Annotated in this window: 23 protein-coding genes and 1 tRNA gene; 13 read left to right on the top strand and 11 right to left on the bottom strand. The window is 72.6% G+C overall.

What is annotated here, in order from left to right:
• Nucleotides 1-10: 10 nt before the first annotated feature.
• Nucleotides 11-1,315 carry a branched-chain amino acid ABC transporter permease gene (locus tag AB0J72_RS15475; RefSeq protein ID WP_363399077.1) on the bottom strand — a complete coding sequence of 435 codons (1,305 nt, stop codon included), beginning with the start codon at nt 1,313-1,315 and terminating at the stop codon, nt 11-13.
• A 152-nt stretch (nt 1,316-1,467) separates the two neighbouring features.
• Nucleotides 1,468-2,079, bottom strand: a complete 612-nt coding sequence (locus AB0J72_RS15470; RefSeq protein WP_363399075.1) for a response regulator — start codon at nt 2,077-2,079, stop codon at nt 1,468-1,470.
• 83 nt (nt 2,080-2,162) lie between these two features.
• On the opposite strand from AB0J72_RS15470, the gene AB0J72_RS15465 reads away from it, so the two are divergent.
• Nucleotides 2,163-2,236, top strand: a tRNA-Leu gene (locus AB0J72_RS15465).
• A gap of 9 nt (nt 2,237-2,245) precedes the next feature.
• Here AB0J72_RS15465 and AB0J72_RS15460 read toward each other — a convergent pair.
• Together AB0J72_RS15460 and AB0J72_RS15455 are read right to left on the bottom strand one after the other, a co-directional pair.
• The gene (locus AB0J72_RS15460; protein WP_363399073.1) at nt 2,246-3,067 is read right to left on the bottom strand and encodes a fused MFS/spermidine synthase; all 822 of its coding nucleotides are present in this window, start codon (nt 3,065-3,067) and stop codon (nt 2,246-2,248) included.
• A complete protein-coding gene (locus tag AB0J72_RS15455) occupies nt 3,068-3,601 on the bottom strand; it encodes a hypothetical protein (RefSeq protein WP_363399071.1) in 534 nt (177 codons plus the stop codon). It abuts the gene before it with no gap.
• An 86-nt stretch (nt 3,602-3,687) separates the two neighbouring features.
• On the opposite strand from AB0J72_RS15455, the gene AB0J72_RS15450 reads away from it, so the two are divergent.
• The 4 genes from AB0J72_RS15450 (at nt 3,688) to AB0J72_RS15435 (ending at nt 8,746) form a co-directional block, all read left to right on the top strand.
• Nucleotides 3,688-4,956, top strand: coding sequence for an EAL domain-containing protein (locus AB0J72_RS15450; RefSeq protein WP_363399069.1), 1,269 nt, complete (start codon nt 3,688-3,690; stop codon nt 4,954-4,956).
• A 6-nt stretch (nt 4,957-4,962) separates the two neighbouring features.
• Nucleotides 4,963-5,826, top strand: a complete 864-nt coding sequence (locus AB0J72_RS15445) for a hypothetical protein (protein ID WP_363399067.1) — start codon at nt 4,963-4,965, stop codon at nt 5,824-5,826.
• A gap of 66 nt (nt 5,827-5,892) precedes the next feature.
• Nucleotides 5,893-7,941, top strand: coding sequence for a hypothetical protein (locus AB0J72_RS15440; RefSeq protein WP_363399065.1), 2,049 nt, complete (start codon nt 5,893-5,895; stop codon nt 7,939-7,941).
• Between the two features lie 178 nt (nt 7,942-8,119).
• Nucleotides 8,120-8,746 (top strand): TetR/AcrR family transcriptional regulator, encoded by a 627-nt coding sequence (locus AB0J72_RS15435; protein WP_363399063.1) that lies wholly within the window; start codon nt 8,120-8,122, stop codon nt 8,744-8,746.
• Here the strand turns inward: AB0J72_RS15435 and AB0J72_RS15430 are convergent.
• A complete protein-coding gene (locus AB0J72_RS15430) occupies nt 8,733-10,208 on the bottom strand; it encodes a M28 family peptidase (protein ID WP_363399344.1) in 1,476 nt (491 codons plus the stop codon). The two genes, AB0J72_RS15435 and AB0J72_RS15430, sit on opposite strands and share 14 nt — an antisense overlap.
• Nucleotides 10,209-10,410: 202 nt before the next feature.
• Here AB0J72_RS15430 and AB0J72_RS15425 point away from each other — a divergent pair, with 202 nt between their 5' ends.
• From AB0J72_RS15425 to AB0J72_RS15405, 5 genes are read left to right on the top strand one after another with little or no spacing between them, the layout of a single operon-like run.
• Entirely contained in the window at nt 10,411-12,192 is a 1,782-nt protein-coding gene (locus tag AB0J72_RS15425) for a 5'-nucleotidase C-terminal domain-containing protein (protein ID WP_363399061.1), read from the top strand.
• Nucleotides 12,193-12,210: 18 nt separating this feature from the next.
• Nucleotides 12,211-13,188 carry an aldo/keto reductase gene (locus AB0J72_RS15420; RefSeq protein WP_363399059.1) on the top strand — a complete coding sequence of 326 codons (978 nt, stop codon included), beginning with the start codon at nt 12,211-12,213 and terminating at the stop codon, nt 13,186-13,188.
• Nucleotides 13,182-14,267, top strand: a complete 1,086-nt coding sequence (locus AB0J72_RS15415) for a glutamate--cysteine ligase (protein ID WP_363399057.1) — start codon at nt 13,182-13,184, stop codon at nt 14,265-14,267. Before AB0J72_RS15420 ends, AB0J72_RS15415 begins: the two co-directional genes overlap by 7 nt.
• Nucleotides 14,264-14,872, top strand: coding sequence for an HAD family phosphatase (locus AB0J72_RS15410; RefSeq protein ID WP_363399055.1), 609 nt, complete (start codon nt 14,264-14,266; stop codon nt 14,870-14,872). The genes AB0J72_RS15415 and AB0J72_RS15410 overlap by 4 nt, the downstream gene beginning before the upstream one ends.
• Nucleotides 14,869-15,819 carry a TAXI family TRAP transporter solute-binding subunit gene (locus AB0J72_RS15405; RefSeq protein ID WP_363399053.1) on the top strand — a complete coding sequence of 317 codons (951 nt, stop codon included), beginning with the start codon at nt 14,869-14,871 and terminating at the stop codon, nt 15,817-15,819. The genes AB0J72_RS15410 and AB0J72_RS15405 overlap by 4 nt, the downstream gene beginning before the upstream one ends.
• Here the strand turns inward: AB0J72_RS15405 and ftsZ are convergent.
• The 5 genes from ftsZ to AB0J72_RS15380 form a co-directional block, all read right to left on the bottom strand.
• A complete protein-coding gene (gene ftsZ / locus AB0J72_RS15400) occupies nt 15,807-17,525 on the bottom strand; it encodes a cell division protein FtsZ (protein WP_363399051.1) in 1,719 nt (572 codons plus the stop codon). The two genes, AB0J72_RS15405 and ftsZ, sit on opposite strands and share 13 nt — an antisense overlap.
• A 5-nt stretch (nt 17,526-17,530) precedes the next feature.
• On the bottom strand, nt 17,531-18,040 hold the full coding sequence (locus tag AB0J72_RS15395; protein WP_363399049.1) for a hypothetical protein: 510 nt from the start codon (nt 18,038-18,040) through the stop codon (nt 17,531-17,533).
• A 139-nt stretch (nt 18,041-18,179) separates the two neighbouring features.
• Entirely contained in the window at nt 18,180-19,565 is a 1,386-nt protein-coding gene (locus tag AB0J72_RS15390) for a HAMP domain-containing sensor histidine kinase (protein ID WP_363399047.1), read from the bottom strand.
• Nucleotides 19,566-19,567: 2 nt separating this feature from the next.
• Nucleotides 19,568-20,239: a response regulator transcription factor gene (locus tag AB0J72_RS15385; protein WP_363399045.1), complete on the bottom strand. Its 672-nt coding sequence runs from the start codon at nt 20,237-20,239 to the stop codon at nt 19,568-19,570.
• Nucleotides 20,240-20,278: 39 nt separating this feature from the next.
• Nucleotides 20,279-21,721: an AMP-binding protein gene (locus AB0J72_RS15380; RefSeq protein WP_363399043.1), complete on the bottom strand. Its 1,443-nt coding sequence runs from the start codon at nt 21,719-21,721 to the stop codon at nt 20,279-20,281.
• Between the two features lie 79 nt (nt 21,722-21,800).
• Between AB0J72_RS15380 and AB0J72_RS15375 the strand changes: the two genes are divergently transcribed.
• Nucleotides 21,801-22,262 carry a PaaI family thioesterase gene (locus AB0J72_RS15375; RefSeq protein WP_363399041.1) on the top strand — a complete coding sequence of 154 codons (462 nt, stop codon included), beginning with the start codon at nt 21,801-21,803 and terminating at the stop codon, nt 22,260-22,262.
• Between the two features lie 240 nt (nt 22,263-22,502).
• A complete protein-coding gene (locus AB0J72_RS15370; protein ID WP_363399039.1) occupies nt 22,503-22,964 on the top strand; it encodes a hypothetical protein in 462 nt (153 codons plus the stop codon).
• A gap of 152 nt (nt 22,965-23,116) precedes the next feature.
• Here the strand turns inward: AB0J72_RS15370 and AB0J72_RS15365 are convergent, their stop codons facing one another.
• A complete protein-coding gene (locus AB0J72_RS15365; protein ID WP_363399037.1) occupies nt 23,117-23,752 on the bottom strand; it encodes a TetR/AcrR family transcriptional regulator in 636 nt (211 codons plus the stop codon).
• A 58-nt stretch (nt 23,753-23,810) separates the two neighbouring features.
• Between AB0J72_RS15365 and AB0J72_RS15360 the strand changes: the two genes are divergently transcribed.
• Nucleotides 23,811-24,962 (top strand): acyl-CoA dehydrogenase family protein, encoded by a 1,152-nt coding sequence (locus AB0J72_RS15360; protein WP_363399035.1) that lies wholly within the window; start codon nt 23,811-23,813, stop codon nt 24,960-24,962.
• Nucleotides 24,963-25,067 lie beyond the last annotated feature (105 nt).

The raw sequence follows: 25,067 nt of genomic DNA, 5'->3' as shown, positions 1-25,067 counted from the left end.
CGTCGTCCCCTCAGCCGATCCGGGCCCGGCGGCCGAGGATGCCCTGCGGCCGGAAGAGCAGGATCACGATCAGCACCCCGAGGGCGCCCACAGACTTCAGCTCGGTCGGGATCCACAGCGTGGAGAGCTGGATGAACAACCCGATGACGAGGCTGCCGAGCAGCGCGCCCCAGGCCGTGCCGAAGCCACCGAGGGTGACCGCGGCGAAGATGAGCAGGAGGATCTGGAAGCCCATCTGGAAGCCCACGCCCTGGAAGGCGCCGAGGATCACGCCGCTGAGCGCGGCGAGGGCGCCGCCGATCGTCCACACGAGGCGGATGATCCGGTCGACGTTGATGCCGGACGCGGCGGCCAGGGCCGGGTTGTCGGCGACGGCGCGGGTGGCCTTGCCGAGCCGGGTGCCGACCAGCGCGAAGGACACCGCGGCGAGGACGACGAGGGCGATGCCGTCGGCGATCAGGTTCTTCGGCGCGATCAGGAAGGGTCCGTACTGCACACCCGGCTGGGCGTTGTAGTCGGCGAAGTTGCGCGACTCACCGCCGAAGAAGTACAGGAAGACGTACCTGATCAGCAGCGACAGGCCGATCGAGATGATCATCATGGTGACCAGGTTGGTGCGGCGCTTGCGCAGCCAGCCCCAGAACGCGCGGTCCTGGAAGTAGCCGAGGGCGGCGCCGATGGCCACCGAGATGATGCCGGACAGCACCAGCGGCATCCCGATCGTCACGTTGAACAGGAACGTGATGAGACCACCCAGCGTGACCATCTCGCCGTGGGCGAAGTTGGTCAGACCGGTGGTGCCGAAGATCAGCGAGATGCCGAGCGCCGCCAGGGCGATGATCAGCGCGAAGTGCAGGCCGGAGTACAGCAGGTCGGCGACGCGGTCGAACGACGACGGGGCCGAGTCCTTGGTGCCGGGCTGGTTGTTGCCACCGCCGACGGCCGTCCCGGCCGCGCCGAGCGGGAACAGCACGTTACGCAGCTGCCCGTCCGCCACGGTGACCGAGGGCAGCATGGGCCGGTTGTTGGTGAGCCCGACCCCGGAGGGCAGCGACGCTACATCGAGTTCCACCTTGTAGGTGCCCGGACCGGTTACGGAAATACTCCACTTGCCCTGCTCGTCGGATGTGGCCTCACCGGCGGGCGCGCCGTCCTGGGTAGACGCCTTGATCTTGACACCGGCGACCGGAGCGCCGTTGTTGGTCAACGTCCCCTGCAGTGCTTCCCCTTCGGCCCACGCGCTTGTGGCGCCCAGACCGAAGGAGAGCATCACGCAGGCCAGGAAGGCCGTGAGCATGATCACGGCTCTACGCAATGGTGCTCCTCGAATAACAGATGGCAGCAATCGTCCCGACCCTCGGGACTGGCGGATCATAGCCCGCCCCAGAAGCCGATTGCGGTCCGTTATCAAGCCGTTATTCGACCCTGAGCGCTACGTGCGCAGACACGCCCTGCGCAGGTAAAAGGTCAGGACTCAGGGGTTACCGGGCTGTTACCGGTGGCGGTTTCCGCGATGATCCGATCCGCCACTTCCCGCATGGTCATTCGGTGATCCATCGCGGTGCGCTGAATCCATTTGAACGCCTGCGGCTCGTTCATCGAGTAGGTCGCCATGAGCTGACCCTTGGCGCGCTCGACGACCTTGCGGGTCTCGAGCCGGTCGGTCAGCGTGGCGACCTCCTGCTCGAGCACCGTCAGCTCGGCGAACCGCGACACGGCGATCTCCACCGCCGGCACCAGGTCGCTCTTCTGGAACGGCTTCACCAGGTAGGCCATCGCGCCGGCGGCGCGGGCGCGCTCGACCAGGTCCCGCTGGCTGAACGCGGTGAGGATGACGACCGGCGCGAGGCGCGCGCCGGCGATCTTCTCCGCGGCGGCCAGCCCGTCCATGATCGGCATCTTGATGTCCATGATGACCAGGTCGGGCTTGAGCTCCTCGGCGAGGCGGACGGCCGTCTCGCCGTCGCCGGCCTCGCCGACCACGTCGTAGCCCTCCTCGACGAGCATCTCCCGGAGGTCGAGACGGATGAGCGCCTCGTCTTCCGCGATGAGCACCCGACGGCTCTGTGCCTCGGCCACGCGCAACTCCCGATCCGATCCGACACGACTGACGGCGATTACCGCCGCGATCAGACTAGTGGGTACCCTGGTGCGGCGTACCCGTCCCGGTATCCCAATCGGCAGAGGAACGGAGCTCAAACCTCCGACAGTGTGGGTTCGAATCCCACCCGGGGCACGCAAGATCTCACGCGGGCGGCAGCACGACCGGGTCCGCGTCGGCGGTCAGCAGGTCCAGTCCGGCGCCGCTGACGACCTGCGCGGGCTGCCGGTCCCGCCCGAGGATCGCGGCCAGCCGCGTGACAGGAAGCCGGTCCGCGCCGCGGGACGCCGCAAAAACAACGTTGCCGAAGCGCCGGCCCCGCAGGAGTTCCGGACGCACGAGCAGGCAGACGTCGGCGAAGGCGGTGCGCAGGGTGGCCGCCTGCCCCCGGGAGAAGGTCAGGGGCGCGAGGTCCGCGACGTTGACCGCGTAGACCCCCTCGGGGCGCAGGACCCGGGCCACCTCCGCCGCGAACGTGACGTCCGACACGCTTTCCGGCATCTGCGCGGCGTCGTACACATCGCCGATGACGAGATCGTAGGACGAATCCGGAATGTCGGACACGACCTCCCGGGCGTCCCCGAAGACGAACGTGACGCCGGTGGCGTCGGCGAGCGGCACGACCCGCTGCACGAAGTCGGCGAGCCGCCGGTCCCGCTCGACGATCACCTGCGTGGAGCCGGGGCGCGTGGCGGTCACGTAGCGCGGCATCGTGAAGGCGCCGCCGCCCAGGTGCAGCACGGTGAGGGGGCGCGCCTGCGGTGCCATCGTGTCGACGATCGCCGCGATCCGGCGGGTGTACTCGAAGCTGAGGTACGTCGGGTCCGCGACGTCGACGTACGACTGCTGCACCTCTTCGAAGAGCAGCGTCCAGCCGCCCTTGCGGCGCGGGTCGCGCACCAGCCTGGCGTTGCCGAACTCGGTGCGCTCGCCGATCCCGTCGATGATCTCCCGCCACCCACCCATCTAGGCGGGTGCCTCGTCCACGAGCTCCACGGGCGGCCCGTCGGCGTAGCGCGCGGCGAACAGCGGCTTGCCCTTGTCGACCTCCTGCGTGCCGACGACGACCACCCCGCGCACGAAGTCGGACGAGACGCTGTTGACGTGCACGCCCTGCTCGGCCCAGTAGGTGTTGTCGTCGTTGACCTGCTGGTAGCGCTTCGCCAGCTCGGCGGCGGAGAATTTCGCGTCGTGCACGAGCACGCACGACGCCGCGAACGTGCTTGTGATCCACTTGTCCAGGTCGGCGGACGGCTTGCGGTACACCTCGACGCCGTCGTCCCCGACCCGGGCGCCGGCGAACATGGCCGCGAAGTCGGCCTCGCCCTTCGCGTCGATCGCCGAGACGACCGCCACCGGGTCCCCGGACGGCGACGCGCCGCACCCGGCGGTCTTGACCACGGCATCCGACGCGGATGACGCCCCCGGTTGCCCGGGAGCGGCCGAGGTGCATCCCGCCAAGGCACCGAGCAGCAGCGCCACCACCAGTACACGTCGCATCACAACCAACCTACCGGAGCGGCCCCATCGCGAGCCAAACCGGCGATTTGTCTCAGTTCTGGAGCTTCCGGACCGAACCGAAAGACATGGACGGCACCACCCTGATCAAGAGCATCGACGACGTCATCGATGCCCGTGCCGTCACCACCGTGTTCCAGCCGATCGTGCGGCTCGACTCGTGGCGCCGCCACCGGCCCGAGGTCGTCGGCTACGAGGCGCTGACCCGCGGCCCGGCCGGCACGCCGTGGGAGGCGCCGATGGAGCTGTTCGACGCCGCCGGCAGGGCCGGGCGCCTCGCCGAGCTGGACTGGGTCTGCCGCGCCGCCGCGTACCGTGCCGCGATCGACGCCGGCCTGCCGCTCGGCCTCACCCTGTTCGTCAACGCCGAGCCCGCCGCGCTCGGCGTGCCGTGCCCGCCGGACCTCGCCCCGGCGATCCTCGACGCCCAGCTGCGGCTGCGGGTGGTCGTCGAGATGACCGAGCGGGCGATCGCCGACGACCCGGCGGCCCTGCTCACCGCCGCCGAGGCGTGCCGCGGCTCCGGCTGGGGCGTGGCGCTGGACGACGTCGGCGCCGAGCCCGCGTCGCTGGCGGTCATGCCGTTCGTGCACCCGGACGTCGTCAAGGTCGACCGGCACCTCACCCAGCAGCCCGAGGGGGCCTACGCCGCCCGCGTCGTCAACGCGGTCGTCGCCTACGCCGAACGCACCGGCGCCGCGGTCCTCGCCGAGGGGGTCGAGACCCGCGAGCACGTCGCCGCCGCCCTGGGCATGGGCGCGACGCTCGGCCAGGGCTGGCTGTTCGGCCGGCCGGGGCCGCTGCCGGCCGACGTCGCCGAGCGCAGCGCGACCCTGCCGGTGCCGTTCGTCGCGCCGCCCGCCGGGACGGGGACGAGGACGCCATACGAGATCGTCGCCGGCCGCCGCCCGACCGCCGAGGCGACGAAGCGGATGCTCATGCCGCTGAGCCGGTACCTGGAGGAGAAGGCGCTCGACGCGGCGGAGCCGCCGATCCTGCTCGGCTGCTTCCAGGAGGCCCGGTTCCTGACCCCGTCCACGGCCCGCCGGTACGCGACCGTCGCGCGGACCGCCGCCCTGGTCGGCGCCCTCGGCACCGAGATCCCGAGCGCGCCGGTGCCGGGCGTCCGTGGCGCCGCGATCGCCGGCGACGACCCGCTGCGCGGCGAGTGGAACGTGGTGGTCGTCGGACCGCACTTCGCCGGCGCCCTCGTCGCGCGGGACCTCGCCGACGACGGGCCCGACGACGACCGGCGGTTCACCTACGCCCTCACGTACGACCGCGACCTCGTGCTCGAAGCGGCCCGTGCGCTGCTGCACTGGATCGTGCCAACATAGGCGGTTATGAAACGGGTGGCGCTGGTGGTGGTGCTCGCCCTTCTGGCCGGCTGCGGCAACGGCGGCACCGGCAAGAAGGAGAGCCCGGTCAAGATGCGGATCGAGCTGACCCAGGGCCGGGTCGACGAGGTCCGGCACACGGTGCAGATCTCGATGCACAACGAAGGTCCCGCGAAGGTCACCGTCGAGCGGGTCGAGCTGCAGGCACCCTCGTTCAAGGGGGTCGGGCCGGTCGCGGTCGACGCCCCGCTGCCCGTCGGCGGCCTGCGCGTCGACGTGCCCGTCTCCTACGGCACGGGGATCTGCCAGGGCGACGAGCTCAAGCCGCGCAGCGCCGCCTCGCATGTCGGTTTCGCCGTCCGTACCGAGGACGGCAAGCTCCACGACCTGCGGCTGCCGCTGCCCGACCCGGACCCGATGCTCGACAAGCTGCTCGCGATCGACTGCCAGCAGGCGTACCTGGACCGGCAGGTCTCGCTCACGTTCGGCCCGTGGACGCACCTGCCGAGCGGCTGGCTCAACGGCACCGTGGTGCTGAAGCGGGCGGGGTACACCGGCACGGTCACGCTGCAGGAGTTCGTCGGCAGCATCCTCCTGGAGGTGCTGCCGCTGCCGGCGCGGGAGCAGACGCCGAAGCCGTACGCCGTGCTGCAGCCCGGGCAGACCGAGGTCACGGTCCCGATCGTGGTCGACGGCGAGCGCTGCACCCCGCACGCCCTCGCCGAGATCAAGAAGCCGTACGTGTTCCCCGCCTGGCTCAGCCTCGACGGCGGGCCGCCGCTGTACACAGAGCTGAGGATCACCGATGCGGAGCGTGACGCGTTCAAGCCGGTCATCGACGCCTGCGCCGCCAGCCGCACCGAGATGTGACCCAGAGTTTTAAGCCAGACTTAGGCCAGTTGCGATGGGGTACGGCGGGTGCCATGCTCCAGAGCCATGTCCGAGGTCGGTGCGCGCGTCCGCGCGGCGTTACCCGCGGTCGCGCTGCTGACCCTGGCAACCGCGGCCGTCCTCGGCCTGTCCACGCTGATCGGCATCGCCCCCGCGCCGCCCGCCTGGCAGGCCGTGCTGACCCTGATCGCGGGCCTGCTGCTGGGCGTCGCCGCCACCGACCAGGTCCGCGCCGCCCTCACCGACTGGCAGGGCGCGGCCACCGCCGAGGCCGGGTCGCACCGCCGGGGACGTCGCGGCCCCGCCCCCGTACAAAATCCGGAAACGCCGCTGGAGAAGCCCACGCGACCGAGGCCGAAGCGGCCGTCGTGGCCGCGGATCGGGGTCATCGCGGCGGTCGTCGTCGTGCTCGCCGCGCTGCTGTGGGTGCCGCAGGTGCCGGTCCACGGCGTCGCCGCGGCGATCCTCACGTTCGGGTTCGGCTACGCGGCGTACGTGCTGCCGGTCCTGCCGCTGCTGCTGCTCTGGCCGCTGCCGCGCCTGCCCCGGGCCACCTGGCCGTGGCAGCTGCCCCTGGTGCCGATCGTCGACCGGCGGCTGTGGACCGGCGCCGAGCTGCGCGACCTGGCCGTCGCCACCGGGCACTACCTGCGCGAACGGGTCCTCACCCGCACCACCGGCATCGCCCTGGCCACGCTCGGGCTGCTGCACCTGGTCCGCGGCAACCCGAGCCTCCTGGACGGCGGCACCTCCCGCGCCGGCGGGCTCGCCGGCTGGCTGCTCGCCGAGCCGCTGCGCCTGGTCCTGTCCACCGGCGGCGCGATCGGCCTGCTCGGCGGGGTCCTCGTCGGCGCCGCGGCGGTCATCGCCGCGTCCGTCGGCCGCGCGTGGGGCACCGTCGCCGGCTACTCGGTGCTCGCCGTCGCGGTCCTGGTGCCGCTGGTCGGCGCGGGCGCCGGGCACTGGCTCGGCTTCGAGTACTACCTGCGCACCGAGCAGGGCAAGGTGGTCGTCGTCGCGGGCCTGTCCCCGTCGCACCGGCAGGCGGTCCACGACACCGCCGTGCCCGTGGACGGCCTGGCGCCGTCGCTGGTGGCGCTGCTCGACAAGGGGCTGCAGGTCACCGGCAACGACGACGGCGACCGGATCGCGCGGGCCCTGGCGGACCCGTCGAAGGCGGCCGCCGAGCTGTTCGTCGGCGACCAGTTCGAGCTCAAGGCCGGCGAGTGCTTCGACTGGATCGGCGGGTCGTCGCAGCTGCGCTACGTGACGCCGTGCAACGCCGCGCACATCGGCGAGGTCACGTACGTCGGGCACCTGCCGTTCCTGGAGGACCCGGGCCGCGAGGCCGTCGACGCGGCCGCGAAGGCGGTCTGCGAGCAGTCCTACGGCGCGTACCTCGGCGTCCCGTACGGCCAGTCGTTCCTGCCCCTGGACAAGCCGATGCTCCCGGCGGGCTGGACGCAGCGGCCCGTCATCGCGTGCTCCGTCACGTCGGTCGGGCCGTGGACGCTCAAGGGCACGAAGACGGTCGCCGCGCTGCAGCAGAAGGTGCCGTGGGGCGCCGCGGGCGGCTGCAAGGTCGAGGTGCCGGACGCGCTGCGGGTCACCGCGGAGCAGCCCAACATCCGCTGCGTCGCGCCCGGCCCGGAGCAGCGGCTCGCGGTGCAGGGCGCCGGCTTCACGATGGACCTGGAGTTCGCCGCGATCGGCAAGGCGGCCGGTGGCGCCAAGATCGGCGCGGCCTGCCTCGACGGCGCCGACCTGGGCAACGGCTACACCTTCGAGGTCGGCCCCGAGGGCATCATCGAGATCTTCAAGCTGACCGGCGGGCAGCCGGCGAGGCTCGCCGCGTCGGCGAAGCCGAAGAACGCCGGCCCGCCGCCGACCGCCTCGACGCCGCTGCAGGTCACCTGCAAGCCGACCGCGGACGGCGGGATCGAGCTGACCGCCTTCTCGACCGGCAACCGCAAGGCGACCGCGGTCGACAAGACGAACCCGGTGACCCGCCTCTCCCCCAGGCTGATGCTGGCCAACGCCGGCGCCGGCGGCGTCGTCATGACCGCCATGATCTTCAGCGCCACCCGCGTCTGAGGCGCCACCCGCGCCCGAGGCGCCACCCGCGTCCGAGGCGAGACCCGCGTCCGAGGCGCAACCCGCGTCCGCCCAGCGTGAGCATCACCGACGTGGGGCAGCGGTGGATCATGGCACCTGAGCGGGGAAAACGCACGCCCCTAATTTGGAAAGCGAGCGTTCGCTCTATAATCGGAGGATGCCGCGCGTCTCCGAAGCCCACCTCGCCGCCCGCCGGGAACAGATCATCGACGCGGCGACGCGCTGCTTCCTGCGCAACGGGTTCCACCAGACGTCCATGCAGGATGTCATCAAGGAGGCGGAGCTGTCCGTCGGTGCGTTCTACCGGTACTTCGACAGCAAGGCCGCGCTGATCAAGGCGATCGCCGGCGAGAAGATCGGTGTGGTGCAGGCGACCGCCGACCTCCTGCTGCGGGAGGACCCGCCGCCGCCCGTGCTGGCGGTGATCGACGACCTGCTGCGCCAGATCGACATCAACCTCACCGACGACGGCACGGTCCGCATCGCCGTGCAGGTGTGGGGCGAGGCGGTGCACGACCCCGAGTTCGCCGGGCTGATCACCGAGATCTACGGCCGGATCCGGGGCAACGCGGTCGCCCTGGCCCGGCGCGCCCAGGAGAGCGGTCAGCTGCCCGCCGGCGCCGACCCGGTCGCGATCGGCTCGGCGCTGTTCGGCCTCATCCAGGGGTACATCCTGCAGCGGGTGCTCATCGGCGAGGTCGACCGCGAGTCGTACATGAGCGGCATCGCGGCCCTGATGGGGGCCGGCCACGAGGACCGGCCCCGCACGGTCACGACTGAGTGATCTTGACGTCGTCGACGCCGGCCTCGACCAGGCTGGCCGTGCCGGAGTCGTTCGCCTCGATCAGGATCCGGATCGACTGCCCGGCGTAGGCGTTCAGGCTCACCGAGGCGGTGGCCCACGCGCCGGCCCGGTTCGAGGCCGCGCCCGCCTGCGTGAACACCGTCGTGGTGGTGCTGCCCACGATCCGCACCCACAGATAGTCGGCGCTGGTCGCGTTGTTGAGGTGGGCGAGGTACCAGGAGAAGGACAGCGTCAACGTGCCGCTCGACGGCAGCGTGATCGCGGGCGAGCGGATGCTGGTCACTCCACCGTCCACGTCGTAGGTCCCGGCGCTGCTGCCCGCCGCCGCGCCCGTGACCAGGTCGAAGCTGCCGCTGACGGTGGTGCCGAGCTGCAGCGCGACGCCGGAGCTGGTGGCGGCCGGGTCGCCCCGCTCGAACGCGCCGGCCGTGGCCGTGTCGGTGCCGGACGGGTTGGCGGTCCAGCCGGTGGCCGTCTCGAACGTGTCGCTGTAGACGGTGGTGCCCGGCGGGACCGGGGTGCTGGTCGCGATGGTCCACACCGCGTACGCGATGGCGTCGCTGTTGCGGTCCAGGGCCGTGTCGTTGATGTTGCTCGTGGTGTCGCAGGCGCGGTGGTAGCAGACGTCGAACGCGGTGCCGGACGTGCCGCCCCACTTCGTGGCCTGGGCCGCGGTCTTGGTGCCATCCGCCCCGGTGAAGATGCCGCCGGCGGGGATGCCGTTGGCGATGAACGGGCCGTAGTCGGAGCGGCCGTCGAAGTCGGTGCCCTCCGTCGGCACGCCGATCGACGTGAAGTAGTCCTTCAGCGTCTGCTCGAGGGCGGCCGACCCGGCCGGGCCGGGGCCGGAGCCGACGCCGTCGGAGTTGTCGCCGTCGTAGAGGAAGTAGCCGGCGTTCGGCGAGCCGACCATGTCGAAGTTCAGGTACGCCTTGATCTTCGCCTTCTCGGCCGCGGACAGGCTGTTGACGTAGGCGGTCGAGCCGCGCAGCCCGAGCTCCTCCGCGCCCCACCAGCCGAAGCGCAGGTGCTTGGTGGTGCTCAGCGCCTGCCGGGACACCTCGAGCGCGACCTCCAGGTTGGCCGAGGAGCCGGAGCCGTTGTCGTTGATGCCGGGTCCGGCGGTGACGCTGTCCAGGTGCGCGCCGACCATCAGCACGTCGTCGGGGTCGCCGCCCGGCCAGTCCGCGATCAGGTTGTAGCCGGTGGCGCCGTTGTACGTGAACGACTGCACGACCGTGGTGTACCCGGCGGCGTCGAGCTGCCCCTTCACGTAGTTGACCGAGGCCAGGTAGCCGGGCCGGCCGTGGGCCCGGTTGCCGCCGTTGGCGGTCGCGATGCTCTGCAGCTGGCTCAGGTGCGCCTTGACGTTGGCGACGGAGATGTTGGGCGCGGCGGCGAGCAGGATCTTCGCCGGCGCCGCCGAGGCGGGCGCCGGCAGCGCGGCGGCCGCCAGAGCCACCGCCAGCGCGACGGTGCGGACCTTCTTCACGTGGACAGCTCCCGGGGGTCGAGGGGGTCACGGCCCGGCGCGAGGGGTCAGCCGTCAGCCGCCTGGCCGTCTGCCATGGTCCCGAGAGACATCGAAATACGTCAAGCTTTCGATTCGCTCATCGCATTGATACACGCATAAGGTGCCGGACATGAGCAACCCTTCAGGCACCTCCCGGCGGACCGTCCTGGCCGCCGCGGCGGCAACGGCGGCGGCACCCTTCGTCGCCGGCGGCGAGGCGGGCGCGGCACCCGCGGCGAAACCCACAACCTGGGACCTCACGCTGCTCGGCACCTCGGACACCCACGGCAACGTCTACAACTGGGACTACTACAAGGACGCCGAGTACGACGACAGCGCCCACAACGACATCGGCCTGGCGAAGGTCGCCACGCTCGTCAACCAGATCCGGGCCGAGCGGCGGGGCAAGGCCACCCTCGTCCTCGACGCCGGCGACACGATCCAGGGCACGCCCCTGGCGACGTACTACGCCAAGCAGGAGCCGATCACCACGACCGGCGAGAAGCACCCGATGGCGCGGGCGATGAACGTCATCGACTACGACGCCGTCACCCTGGGCAACCACGAGTTCAACTACGGGCTGCCGCTGCTCGCCCTGTGGATCCGCCAGCTGGGCTTCCCGGCCCTGGCCGCGAACGCGGTCAACGTGAAGACCGGCCGGCCCGCGTTCGTGCCGTACGTCATCAAGAAGGTCGACCTGGGCCACGGCGCGCCGAACCTCCGGGTCGGCATCCTCGGCCTCACCAACCCCGGTGTCGCCATCTGGGACCGCGCCAACGTCGAGGGCACGCTCCGCTTCGACGACTGCGTCGCCACCGCCGCGAAGTACGTGCCCGAGATGCGCCGCCGCGGCGCCGACATCGTGCTCATCTCCGCGCACGGCGGCGACAGCGGCAAGTCCAGCTACGGCCCGGAGCTGCCGAACGAGAACCCGTCGGCGCTCATCGCCGAGCAGGTCCCCGGCATCGACGCGATCCTCTTCGGCCACGCGCACAGCGACATCCCGCAGCGCTTCGTGACCAACACGGCGACCGGCGCGCAGGTGCTGCTGTCGGAGCCGTCGCGGTGGGGCCAGCGGCTGACCCGGATGGACTTCCAGCTCAGCCGCGACCGCGGCCGCTGGGTGATCACGTCGAAGGCGTCGACGTCGCTGAACACCAACACGGTCGAGGCCGACCCGAAGGTCGTCGCCGCCGTGCGGGCGCAGCACAACAAGACCGTCGCCTACGTCAACCAGGTCGTCGCGACCTCCACCGAGACGCTGTCGGCGGCCGAGTCCCGCTACAAGGACACCGCGATCCTGGACTACATCAACAAGGTCCAGACCGACACGGTCACCGCCGCGCTCGGCACGGCGCTGCCGGTGCTGTCGATCGCCGCCCCGTTCTCGCGGACCGCGGTGTTCCCCGCCGGCGACGTCAAGATCAAGGACGTGGCGGGGCTGTACATCTACGACAACACCCTGGAGGCCGTCGTCCTGACCGGCGCCGAGGTGCGCGCCTACCTGGAGTACTCGGCGAAGTACTTCGTGACGCTGCCGGTCGGCGCGCCCGTCGACCCGGCGACGATCAACGACCCGTCCGTGCCGGACTACAACTACGACGTGATCTCCGGCGTCGAGTACGACATCGACATCAGCAAGCCGGTCGGGCAGCGCATCACGCGGCTCGTGCACCCGGGCACCACCACGCCCGTCGGCGACACCGAGCAGTTCGTGGTCGCGGTGAACAACTACCGGCGCTCCGGCGGCGGCAACTTCCCCGGCATCGTGAAGTCGCAGGTGTACAACGCGCAGCAGGAGATCCGGCAGCTGCTGATCGACTGGGCGCAGGCGAAGGGCTCGATCGATCCGGCCGACTTCTTCGCCCCGAACTGGCGGCTCGTGCGGGAGAACGTGCCGGTCTTCGCGTAACGCCATACTCTGGGCGGCATGCAGGAACGGATCTTAGGACGGACCGGTGCCCCGGTCGGCGTGGTAGGGCTCGGCGCATGGCAGCTCGGCGCCGACTGGGGCGAGGTCGACGAGGACCAGGCGCTCGCGACCCTCGCCGCCGCGCACGAGGCTGGTGTGACGTTCATCGACACCGCCGACGTGTACGGCGACGGCCGCAGCGAGCGCCTGGTCGGGGCCTTCATCAAGGACCAGCCCGGCATCACGGTCGCCACGAAGATGGGCCGCCGGGTGCCGCAGGAGGCCGACCGGTACAACCTCGACAACTTCCGCGCGTGGAACGACCGGTCCCGGGAGAACCTCGGCGTCGACACCATCGACCTGGTCCAGCTGCACTGCCCGCCGTCGGAGGTGTACTCCACCGACGAGGTGTTCGACGGCCTGGACCTGATGGTGCAGGAAGGCCGTATGAAGGCCTACGGAGTGAGCGTCGAGACGGTCGCCGAGGCGCTGACCGCGATCGCCCGGCCCGGCGTCGCCACCGTGCAGATCATCTTCAACATGCTGCGGCTCAAGCCCCTGGACGACGTGCTGCCCGCGGCGGAGAAGATGGGCGTCGGCATCATCGCCCGGGTCCCGCTCGCCAGCGGCCTGCTGTCCGGGCGCTACGACGAGCACACCACGTTCGGCGCCGACGACCACCGCACCTACAACCGGCACGGCGAGGCGTTCGACCAGGGCGAGACGTTCTCCGGCGTCGACTACGACACCGGCCTCGCCGCCGTGCGCCGGCTCGCGCCGCTCAGGCCCGAAGGGCTGACGATGGCGCAGTTCGCGCTGCGCTGGATCGTCGACCACCCCGCCGTGTCGGTGGTCATCCCGGGCGCCCGCAACGGCGAGCAGGCCCGCGCCAACGCGGCCGTAGCGAGCGCCGACCCGCTGCCCGCCGCCACCCATGAGGCGGTCCGCGAGGTGTACGACGACCTCATCCGTCAGTCGGTCCACAGCAGATGGTAGCGACCGGCGACACCATCGGTGTCGAGGAGGAGTTCCACGTCGTCGACGCGGAGACCGGCGAGCTGTCGCCGTCCGCCCGGCGGGTCCTGCGCGGCGCCGACGCCGAGCCGGAGCTGCACCGGTCGATGGTCGAGACGGCCACCGGCGTGCACACCGACCTCACCGCGCTGCGCGCCGACCTGATCGAGAAGCGCCGCTCCCTGGTGGGGTCCGCCGGGCGGCACGGCCTGGCGATCGTCGCCGCCGGCACGGTCCCCGGCTCGGGCGCGGCCCCGAGCCGGGTCTACCCGGACGAGCGTTACGAGCGGATGGCCCAGGAGTACCGGCAGCTCGTCGACGAGCAGCAGGTCGCCGCGTGCCAGGTGCAGGTCGGCGTGCCCGACAAGGACCTCGCGGTGCGGATCACCCGGCGGATCCGGGAGTGGCTGCCGGCGCTGCTCGCGCTCAGCGTCAGCTCGCCGTACTTCGCCGGCAACGACACCGGCTACGCGTCCTACCGCACGGTCGTCACGTCGCGCTGGCCGACCGTCGGCCCGCCGCCGGACCTGGGCTCCGCCGCGGAGTACCAGCGGGTCGTCGACACGCTCGTGGAGAGCGGCGTGATCAGCGACGCGGGCATGGTCTACTTCGACGCCCGCCCGTCCGCGCGGTACCCGACGGTCGAGGTGCGGGTCGCCGACTCGTGCCCGAACGTCGACGACGCGGTGCTGCTCGCCTCGCTCGCCCGCGGTCTCGTCACGGTCGCCGCCGAGGACGACGCCGCCGGCCGGCCCCTGCCGGAGGCGCCGCAGGTGCTGCTGCGGGCCGCGACGTGGCGGGCCGCCCGGTCCGGGCTCAGCGGCCACCTCGTCGACCCGTCGACCCGGTCCGCGCTGCCGGCGATCGCCCGCGTCGACGCGCTGATGGAGCACGTCCGCCCGGCCCTCGAGGCCCGCGGCGAGTGGGAGATCGCCGTCGACCTCCTCGAGGACCTCCGCGGGCGCGGCACGTCGGCGACCCGGCAGCGGGCGCTCAAGGACCACCGCGAGGTCGTACAGTCGCTCGCAAAGGAGACGGCCGAAGGGACAGGATCCGGATGACGCTGCGCGGGCTGCTGGTCGACTACGGCGGGGTCCTCACCACCGACGTGTTCGCCTCCTTCGACGCGTTCTGCGCGCGGGAGGGCCTGCCGCCCGGCACGGTCCGCGACCTCTTCCGCGACGACCCGGCCGCCCGGTCGCTGCTCGGCGGCCTGGAGGACGGCACGCTGCCCGACGCCGAGTTCGAGGCCGGGTTCGCGGCGCTGCTCGGCGTTGCGCCGGAGGGCCTCATCGAGCGGCTCCTCGGCGCCACCACCGCCGACGTGGCGATGCTCGACTTCGTCCGGGCCGCCCGCGGCCGCGGCATCCGCACGGGCCTGATCTCCAACTCGTGGGGTTCTCAGCGGTACGACCGGATCCTGCTGGACGAGCTGTTCGACGGGATCGTGATCTCCGGCGACGTCGGGGTGCGCAAGCCGGACCCGCAGATCTACGTGCTGGGCGCGGCGGCGATCGGGGTGCCGCCGCAGGAGTGCGTCTACGTCGACGACCTGCCCGGCAACCTCAAGCCGGCGCGGGCGCTGGGGATGACGACGGTCCGGCACCGCACCCCGGAGGAGACCCTGGAGATCCTGGCGGCGTGCCTGCACGACGCCCCGGCATGAGCGGGCAGACTCGCGTGAACCGCCGGGCGCTCCTGCTCGGCGGTGCCGGTGCCGTGCTGCTCTCGGCGTGCGAGTCGGACGGCGCCGGGGCGACCGGAAACCTGCGGATCGCGACCGGCAGCACGGGCGCCGTCTACTACCAGTACGGCAAGGCGATCGCGGACCTCGCGAAGCGGTACCTGCCGGACGTCCACGCCAGCGTCCTCACCACGAACGCGTCGAAGGAGAACGTCGGCGCGATCCTCGCCGGCCAGGCCGAGCTCGGCTTCACCCAGGCCGACACCGCCGGCGAGGGCGACCGGGCCGCGCCGGGGCAGCTCGCCGCGCTCGCCCGCATCTACGACGACTACGTGCACCTCGTCGTCGCCCGGGACAGCCCGATCGAGACCGTCGCGGACCTGCGCGGCAGGCAGGTGTCGGTCGGCGCCGCCGGCTCCGGCACCGCCGGCACCGCGGACCACATCCTCGACGTCGCCGGGGCCGGCCTCAAGGCGAGCCTCATCCAGCGCCCGCTCAACCTCGACGACTCGGTCAAGGCGCTGCAGGCCCGCCAGATCGACGCGTTCTTCTTCTCCGGCGGGCTGGCCGTCGGCCTGATCCAGCAGCTGGCGGAGAAGTTCCCGATCCGGCTCCTCGCCCTCGACACGTTCGTCCAGCCGCTGCGCAAGGCGTTCGGCAACTACTACGCGGAGCGGGTCGTGCCCGCCTCGGCGTACCACGGCATCAACCCGACGGTCGCGATCGGCATCGCCAACTATCTGGTCGTGCGGGGGTCGATGCCCGAGCCCCTCGCCTACGGCGTGACGCGGCTGCTCTTCGAGGGCCGCGACGAGCTCGCCAAGGCGCACCAGGCGGCGGCCCGGCTCAACATCCGCTCCGCGATCAGCACCCCGCCGCTGCCGCTGCACCCCGGCGCCGTCCGCTACTACCGCGCTCAGAAGGCCTGAACGGCGACCACCACCACCTGCACCTGCGGGCCGAGGGCGCCGTCGAGCGCGGCGCCGAACACGATCTCCGCGTCCGGGTGGGCGCGGCCGGCGATCTCCTCCATCGCGGTGGCGACCTCGTCGTAGGTGACGCCGGCGTCGCCGGACACCGACACCAGCACGGTGCGGGCGCCGTCGACGCGGTCGTCGAGGAGGTGCTCCAGCCCGCCGGCCGCCGCCCGGGCCGCGGACATGACCCGCTGGGCGCCGCCGGCCTGGCCGACCCCGATCAGGGCCGTGCCGCCGCCGGTCAGGGCGGCCCGGACCGTGTCGAAGCCGATGCGGATGATGCCGGGCGTGGTGAGCAGGCCGGCGATGCCGCGGACCGCGGTGTCGAGGACCCGGTCGGCCTCCCGGAACACGTCCATCATGCTGACGCTCCGGTCGCCGAGGCCCAGCAGGCGGTCGTTGGCGATGACGATCAGCGTGTCGCAGTGCTTCCGGAGCTCGGTGATGCCCTCGTCGGCGACGGCCTGCCGCTTGCGGCCCTCGAACGCGAACGGCCGGGTCACCACGCCGACCGTCAGCGCGCCGAGGGAGCGGGCGACGCGGGCGACCACGGGCGCGCCGCCGGAGCCGGTGCCGCCGCCCTCCCCACAGGCCACGAAGACCAGGTCCGCCCCGGTGAGGACGGCCTTGAGGTCGGCCTCGTGCGCCTCGGCCGCGAACCGGCCGGTCTCCGGGTTGCCGCGCGAGCCGAGGCCGCGGACCGCCTCGCCGATGTCGACCTTCACGTCGCTGTCGGACATCAGCAGCGCCTGCGCGTCGGTGTTGACGCTGATGTACCGGACGCCGTCGATCCGCTCCTCGATCATCCGGTTCACCGCGTTGACCCCGCCGCCGCCGATGCCGACGACCCGGATGTCGGGCGGCGACGCCGGGACGGCGGCGGTGGGCGCCGGCCGCGGTGCCGGCAGGACGGCCGCGAACGCGGCGTTGCGGCTCAGCGCGAGCCGGGCCGCGGTGTCCCGGTTGATCTGCTCCGGGCGGGGCAGCCCGCGCGACACCATCGTGTGCAGGACCCGCTCGTAGATGAGGCCGAGGGTCAGCAGCTCCGGGCCGTCCGGCACGCCGGAGCGCAGCAGCGACACGAGCTCCCCGGTGAACGCGGTGTGCTCCGCGTCGGGCGGGGCGAGCGCGAGATGGTTCGCCGCGGTGGCGGTGAGGATGTAGACGCCCTCGATGCCGGTCAGGCCGACGATGCTCTCCCCCGACATCGCCGGGATCGCCCGGCCGGAGAAGCAGCAGTCCAGCACGACGACCCGGTTCGCGGCCGGGAACCGGCCCCGGTCCATGACGACGGTGCGCAGGTCGTCGTAGCGCAGCGTGCGGAACGGCAGCCGGTCGACGTCGGTGGTGCCGATGGCCAGGTACAGCTCCCCGGTCCGTGGGCCCGGCAGGCCGTGCCCGGCGACGTAGACGATGAGGGTGTCCTCGGCCTCGACGGCGCTGTTCCACAGCTGGTCGAGGACGGACGTGTCGTCGGCGGGGTCCTGGATGACCACGCAGTGCTCCGGCGGCAGCCCGCCGAGGTCGGGGTCGGTGAGGACGCGGCGCATCGCGTCGAGGTTGTTGGCGACGGCGGGCAGGTCGGGCAGCGCCGCGGAGGCGTACGTGCCGGTGCCGATCAGCACCGCCCGGGACCGCGCCGGGTCGGGGAGCCGCACCCCCGTCAGCCCTGACCGGCCGGCGGGCCGGCGGCCTCGACTGCGGGCTCGACTGCGGGCTCGACTGCGGGCTGGCCGCCGGCCTGGACTGCGGGCTGGACTGCGGGCTGGCCGCCGGCCTGGGCTCCGGGCTGGACTGCGGGCTGGGCTCCGGGCTGGGCTCCGGGCTGGTTCAGGACCTCGCGGAGGAACGCCTGCGGGTCGGCGACCCGCTTCGCGTCGAGGGTGATCTCCCGGCCGTCGGGGGTCTTCACCGTGACCGCGATGTCGGCGCGCCGCTGGGTCAGCCACACGCCGACGGACTTCGCGAGCGCCACCCACAGCGCGCCCGCCCCGGCGACGGTCGCGGCGGCCTGCACCACCAGCGCGGTCGTGCCGCCCATGGTGCCCTCGGGCGGCGGCTCCTGGGCGAGCCGCAGCCGGCCGCGCAGCTCGGGCTCCTCCCGCAGCCACCGCCACAGCTCCTCGGTGTCCGCCGTGCTGTCGCCGACCACGATGCGTGTCTCAGGGTTCACGGAGCAACGATGTCACAGCGCTCGATGCGTCGGCGGTCCGCGCCGGTCCGCCGATCCGCCAGTTCTTCCGCACCGCCCGGCGGTTGCCGCCGCCCGGCCGGCACCGCCGCCGGGTCAGGGGCTCGGGTCAGGGCTCGGGTCAGGGGCTCGGGAACCACAGGCGCGCGTGCAGGCCGCTCGGCTCGTTGGCGAGCAGGTCCAGGCGGCCCGACGACGCCTCGACGAGGACCGCGACGATCGGCAGGCCGAGGCCGCTGCCGTCGACGTTCTGCGTGCCGGGCGCCCGCCAGAACCGTTCGGTGGCCAGCTCGCGCTGCTGCTCGGTGAGGCCCGGCCCGGTGTCGATCACGTGCACGGCGACGCCGCCCTTGTCGGCGGTGGGGCGGACCGTGACGGTGCTGCCCTCGGCCGAGAACTTGACGGCGTTGTCGATCAGGGCATCCAGGGCCTGGTCCAGCGCGGTCGTCAGCGCGCGGGCCTTCAGGGCGTGCGGCGGCCGGACGTAGCGCAGCGTGATCTGCTTCTTCGCGGCGACCGGCTGCCACGCGACGACCCGCGCCCACGCGACCTCGCCGGCGTCGATGTCGGCGAGCTCGAACCGGCCCCGCTCGGCGCGGGCGAGCGCGAGGAGGCTGTCGAGCACCTCGCCGAGGCGTTCGACCTCCTCGACGGCGAGCCGGTGGCCCTCGACGGCCTGCGGGTCGGTGAGGTCGGCGCCGAGGTCCTCGACCCGCAGCCGCACCGCGGTCAGCGGGTTGCGCAGCTGGTGGCTGGCGTGGGAGACGAACGCCCGCTGCCGCTCCAGGGAGTCGGCGACGGTCGCGGCCATCTCGTTGAACGCGGTGCCGAGGCGGCGCAGCTCCGGCGGGCCGTCGGCGGCGGGCACGCGGGCGGCGTAGTCACCGGCGGCGAGCTCGTGGGCGGCGGCGTCGAGCTCGGCGACCGGGCGCAGCGTCCAGCGGGCCAGGGACCAGGCCGCGACGATGCCGACGAACAGCACGACGAGCCCGCCGCCGGCCAGGATGCTCCAGGTGGTGCGGACGCCGGTGACGCGCCCGCCGACGGGCGAGACGGTGACGACGGCCCCGATGACCTCGCCGCCGCGGCCGACCGGGACCGCGACCACGAAGGGTGCGGTCCGCCACGGCCAGATCGTGCCGTCGTCGCTGGCCTCGCGGCCTTCGAGGGCGCGGTGGGCCTGCCGCAGCACCGCCTTGTCGGCGAGGTCGACCAGGTTGGCACCGGGGCGGGACGACACGATGTTGACCGCGTCCTGGTTGAGCACGATCGCGGCGATGCCGTAGACCGCGTCGTAGCGGGCCAGCTCGGCGGCGAGCTCGTCGGTCTCGCGGGGGGCCCGCAGCGCCGGCTCGGCGATCGTGGCGAAGCGGCTGGCGTCGGCGAGCCGGTCGGCGACGACCTGCTGGGTGTCGCGGCTCGCGATGCTGAGCGCGAACGGCACCTCGAGCGCGATGAGCACCAGCAGGAGCAGCAGCACGTACGTGGCGACGAGGCGGACCCGCACGGTCAGAGTCCCGGCACGAGGCGGTAGCCGACGCCGCGGACGGTCTGCACCAGGCCCGGCACGTCGAGCTTCGCCCGCAGCGAGCCGACGTGCACGTCCAGGGTGTGCCGGCCGACGAAGCTGGTCTGCCACACGGCGAGGATCAGCCGGTCGTACGTGACGACGACGCCCGGCGTGCGGACGAGCACGGCGAGGATCTCGAACTCCTTGCGGGTGAGCGCGACGTCCCGGCCGGCGACGGAGACCTGGCGGGCGGCGACGTCGACCCGGACCGGGCCGGCCGCGAGGACCTCGACGGCGCTCTGCTGCGCCCGCGTCGCGCGGCGCAGCACGGCCTCGATGCGCGCGTTGAGCTCCGCCATCGAGTAGGGCTTCACGACGTAGTCGTCGGCGCCGGTCTGCAGCCCGATGACCCGGTCGCGCTCCTCGCCGCGGGCGGTGACGGCGATGATCGCGACCGATTCGTCCTTGCGGCGCAGGGTGCGACACACCTCGATGCCGTCGCCGTCGGGCAGGTTGAGGTCGAGCAGCACCAGGTCGAACGGCTCGCCCGCGAACGTGTCGAGGGCCGTCTGCGCGGTCGGGCAGTGCGCGACGTCGTGCCCGCGCCTGCGCAGGGCGGTGGCCAGCGCGGCCGCCACCCGGGCGTCATCTTCGACCAGCATCACTCGCATCGTGCGCCATGGTATTCGCAAGGGCAACAGCGCGTGTGCTCAGATGAGGGTCCGCAGCGCCTTCCGGTTGAGTTTGCCGACGCTGGTCAGCGGGATCTGGTCCAGGACGCGGATCTCCCGCGGCCGTTTCGTCGGGGCGAGGTGCTCGCGGGCGTAGGCGTCGAGCTCGTCGGCGGTCGCCGCGCCGGGGGCCGTCAGCGACACGAACGCGACCACCTCCTCGCCGAGCCGCTCGTCGGGCCGGCCGACCACGGCGGCCATCGCGACGGCGGGGTGGGCGGTCAGCGCGTCCTCGACGTCACGCGGGTACACGTTGAACCCGCCCCGGATGATGAGGTCCTTCTTGCGGTCGATGACGCTGAGGTACCCGTCGCCGTCGATCGCGCCGATGTCGCCGGTCGCGAACCACCCGCCCGCCACGCCGCTGTCCCGCGCGCCCCAGTAGCCACGCATCACGTTCGGGCCGCGGACGAGGATCTCGCCGTCGTCGCCGAGCCGGACCTCGATGCCTTCGAGGGGCTTGCCGACCGTGCCGCGGCGGGGCGCGTCCAGGGGGCTGCCGCTGACGATCCCGCCGGTCTCGGTGCAGCCGTACCCTTCGAGGACCCGCGCGGACGGCACCAGCCGCTCGAACGCCTCGGCCGCGGCGGGCGGCAGCGGGGCGGCGCCGGAGAACACGAACCGCAGCGCGCTCAGGTCGTGCTCCGCCAGGGGCTGGCCGAGCAGCATGACGATCATCGACGGGACGACGGCGGCGGTCTGCACCCGCTGCTCCGCGGCGAGCCGCAGCCAGCCGGCCGGCTCGAACCACCGTTGCAGCACGGCGACCGGCGGCTCCGCGGCCTGCAGCGCGCCGACGGTGACCATCAGGCCGTAGGAGTGCGACAGCGGCAGCGCGGTGATGCCGGTGTTGAGACCGGGCGTGTGGGCCGCCTCCCGGGAGACCCGCCCCGCGTGTGCCAGGTTGGCGTGACTGAGCGCGACACCCTTGCTCCGTCCGGTGGTGCCGCCGGTGTACAGCAGTGCCGCGAGCTCACCGGGGTCCCGGTCCACGACCGGGATCGGGTCGGCCGCCAGCAGCGCGTCGAAGGACGGGGTGCCGACGACGACGGCGGGCACGCCGAGCTCGCGGCACAGGTCGCCGAACTTCGGCACCAGCTCCGGCGAGGTGACGACGGCGACGGCGCCCGAGTCGCGCAGGACGTGGCGGAGCTCGTCGGCGGTGACGAGGAAGACCACCGGCGTGACCACCGCACCGGCGCGCCACACCGCCTCGTACACCTGCGAAACCTCGGGACAGTTGGCCATGACGACCGCGACCCGGTCGCCGGGGCGCACCCCGGCCGCGCGCAGCCCCCCGGCGATGCGGGTCGCGCGCTCGTGCCCCTCCCCCGACGTGTGCCAGGCGCCCTCGAAGCAGAGTGCCGGGTAGTCGCCGTGCCGGTCGAGGGACGCCTCCGCGAGGCGGGCGAGGTTGGGCATCGACGACCTCCAGTCGCAATGTTTCTACACTGACTATGCCGATACCTGGGTACTGTCAAGTCCTCGAAAGGAACGCATCATGACGGACCGTCCGATCACCGCCGGCGAGCGGTTCGCCGACGTCGGCGACTGGGGCTCCAGCCGGGGCGTCAACGGAAGCGCGGGCCCCAACCTGTGGCGGACGCTGGGCTTCCGGCGCACCGGCTGGGAGCCCGGCGGCTCGACGGTGGAGTGGGACGCGACCACCGACTACGGCTTCACCACCCCCGGCGGCCCGGTGATCCAGGGCGGCCTGGTGACCGCGATCCTGGACTCGGCGATGGGCGGCGCCTGCTTCACGACGCTGGACCGCGACGAGCTGTTCCTGACCGCGGACCTGCGGGTCGAGTTCTTCCGGCCGACCCGGCCCGGGACGCTGCGCGCCGTGGGCACCGTCCTGCGCCGGACCAGGAAGGTCGTGTTCTGCGCCGCGGAGCTGTACGACGCCGGCGGCACCACCCTGGCGGCCAGCCGCTGCACGCAGGTCCTCATGGCGGTCTGACCTTTTCGCCCGGTTTCGCAGCGTCAAGTTTCGCTCAAGGAACGACGTGCGCGATTCCGTCGGTACGGTCCGAACCGCCACGGTGAACGGGTGGACATCGTGTCAACCGGCGAGCGCTATCGGGCCTCGACCGTCGCCGCGTTCGAGGCGGCCGTGCTGGTGCGATGTGCAGGGGTGTGTGGCGGAGGAGGACGAGCCCGGGCGCTGGGGGGTGCCCGGGTCCGTTCCGCGTTCACACACGTGCCAGCGGGGGTGCTCGCCGAGTTCAACCGCTCCGTCGCCGCGGACCGGCTGGTCGAGCTGCTGGGTGCGGCCGGCCACTCGGCGAGCGTGCACCGCTACACCGCCGGCACCCGCCACCGCTACGAGATCTTCCGCGTGTTCTGCGCCGCCGCCTCCGGCACCGCCGGCTTCCTCGACCGCGCCTGGCAGCAGGGGTACGCGGACCTGTGCGGCACGCCCGAGCTGCCCCGGTCGGCCCGCCAGATCCGCCACGCCCGCCAGCTCGCCGAGTCGGCGTGGCGGGGCGTGCTGATGGTGTCGGGGCCGTCCCGGTCCGGCTCCCCCGGCCTGCGGGTCCCCGACCTGGAGACCGCCACGGTCCTGATCCGCGCCGGCCGGATGATGAGCCTGCCGGTCCGCATGAGCACCCGCCCCGGCGGCCAGCTGCTGCTGGTCATGCCGCAGGAGGTCGCGGCCTAGCCGCGCTCGCACGGCGCCGCCACCGCCTGTCGAGCCACCGCCTGTCGAGCCACCGCCTGTCGCGCCATCGCCTGCCGCGCCACTGTTTATCGCGCCACTGCGGGTCGCGCCACGGGTCGTCATGCCGCAGGAGGCGCGGCCTTGCCGCTGTCCTAACCTCGCTCCTGGAGCCGTTCGAACTTGCGCTCCAGGCCGTCCACCAGCGCCTCCAGGCCCAGCTCGAACGCGCTGTCGTCGACGTGGGTGTGCCGCTCCGCCAGGCGGTGGGCGTCGCGCAGGTGCGGGTAGTCCCGCGCGTACAGGTCCGGGTCGTCGACGAAGCCGAGCGCGAACGAGCCCAGCGCCGAACCGGCGACGAAGAACCGCATGGTCGCGCCGATCCGGGTCGCGTGCCCCGGCGACCACCCGGCGTCCACGAGCGCGCCGTAGACCGCGTCCGCCAGGCGCAGCGACGCGGGCCGGCGGGCCGGGCCGCGCGCCAGGAACGGCACCACGTTGGGGTGCGCGCGGAACGCCGCCCGGTAGGCCCGCGCCCACGCCTTCAGCGCCTCCGGCCACGGGTCGCGGCCGAGCATGGACAGGTCGACGCCGGCGACGATGGCGTCGCCGATCGCGTCGACGATCTGCTCCTTCGTGGCGAAGTGGTTGTACAGCGACGGCGCCTGGACGCCCAGCTCGCGGGCCAGCCGCCGGGTGGACAGCGCGTCGAGCCCGTCGGCGTCGACGATCGCGGTGGCGACCTCGACGATGCGGTCACGGCTGAGGAGTGGCGTTCTGGGGCGGACCATGGCTACGATCTTAGAAACTAACGGCGTTAGTTAACGGACCGGGTTTCTTGGAGCTTGCATGGACTTCACGCTCAACGACGATCAGCGCGCGATCCGCCAGGTCACCGCCGACTTCGTCAGCCGCGAGATCACCCCGCACGCCGCCGCCTGGGACCGCGCCGAGCACGTCGACCTCGCGATCGTCAAGAAGCTCGCCGACCTGGGGATCTTCGGCATCACGATCCCCGAGGAGCACGGCGGCAGCGGCGGCGACCACACCACGTACTGCCTGGTCCTGGAGGAGCTCGGCAAGGGCGACTCGTCGGTGCGCGGCATCGTGTCGGTGTCCCTCGGCCTGGTCGCCAAGAGCATCAACGGCTACGGCACGCCCGCACAGAAGGCCGCCTGGTTGCCGCGACTGTGCGCCGGCGACGCCCTGGGCTGCTTCGCGCTGACCGAGCCCGACACGGGCTCCGACGCGGGCGCGCTGTCCACCCGGGCGACCCGGGTCGACGGGGGCTGGCGGCTGGACGGCGCGAAGATGTTCATCACCAACGGCACCTGGGCGCAGGTCGCGCTGGTCTTCGCCCGTACCGGCGGACCGGGCCCGAAAGGGGTGTCCGCCTTCCTGGTGCCGACGGACACGCCGGGCCTGCGGATCGACGAGATCCACGGCAAGCTGGGCCTGCGCGGGCAGGCGACCGCGGCGCTGACCTTCGAGGGCGTCACGGTCGGCGAGGACGCGCTGCTCGGCGAGCTGGGCCAGGGCTTCAAGATCGCGATGTCGGCCCTGGCGAAAGGCCGGATGTCCCTGGCGGCCGGCTGCGTCGGCATCATCCAGGGCTGCCTCGACGCCGCCGTCGCCTACGCGAAGCAGCGTTCGCAGTTCGGGCGGCCGATCGCCTCGTTCCAACTGGTGCAGCAGCTCATCGCCGACATCTCCGTCGAGGCCGACGCGGCGCGGCTGCTGACCTGGCGGGTCGCCGACCTGATCGACCGGGGGCTGCCCTTCGCCACCGAGTCGTCCACCGCGAAGCTGTACGCCTCCGAGGCCGCCGTCCGCTCGGCGAACGCGGCGCTGCAGGTCTTCGGCGGTTACGGGTACATCGACGAATACCCCGTCGGCAAGTACCTGCGCGACGCACGGGTCACTACCGTGTACGAGGGGACGAGCCAGATCCAGAAACTCATCATCGGTCGCGCCCTCACCGGCGTGAACGCGTTCGTCTAGGGGGCCTGAATGAGCGGGCAGCGGAGCGGCTCGGGCCGCTCATCAGCATGGCAGGTTCGGCTCAGGCCGACGCCTGGAGCGCAGCGGAAGGTGGCGGCATGAGCG

This window comes from Dactylosporangium sp. NPDC049742 (assembly GCF_040674675.1).
GTDB lineage: Bacteria > Actinomycetota > Actinomycetes > Mycobacteriales > Micromonosporaceae > Dactylosporangium > Dactylosporangium maewongense.
This window is presented reverse-complemented; position numbering and strand designations above follow the sequence as displayed.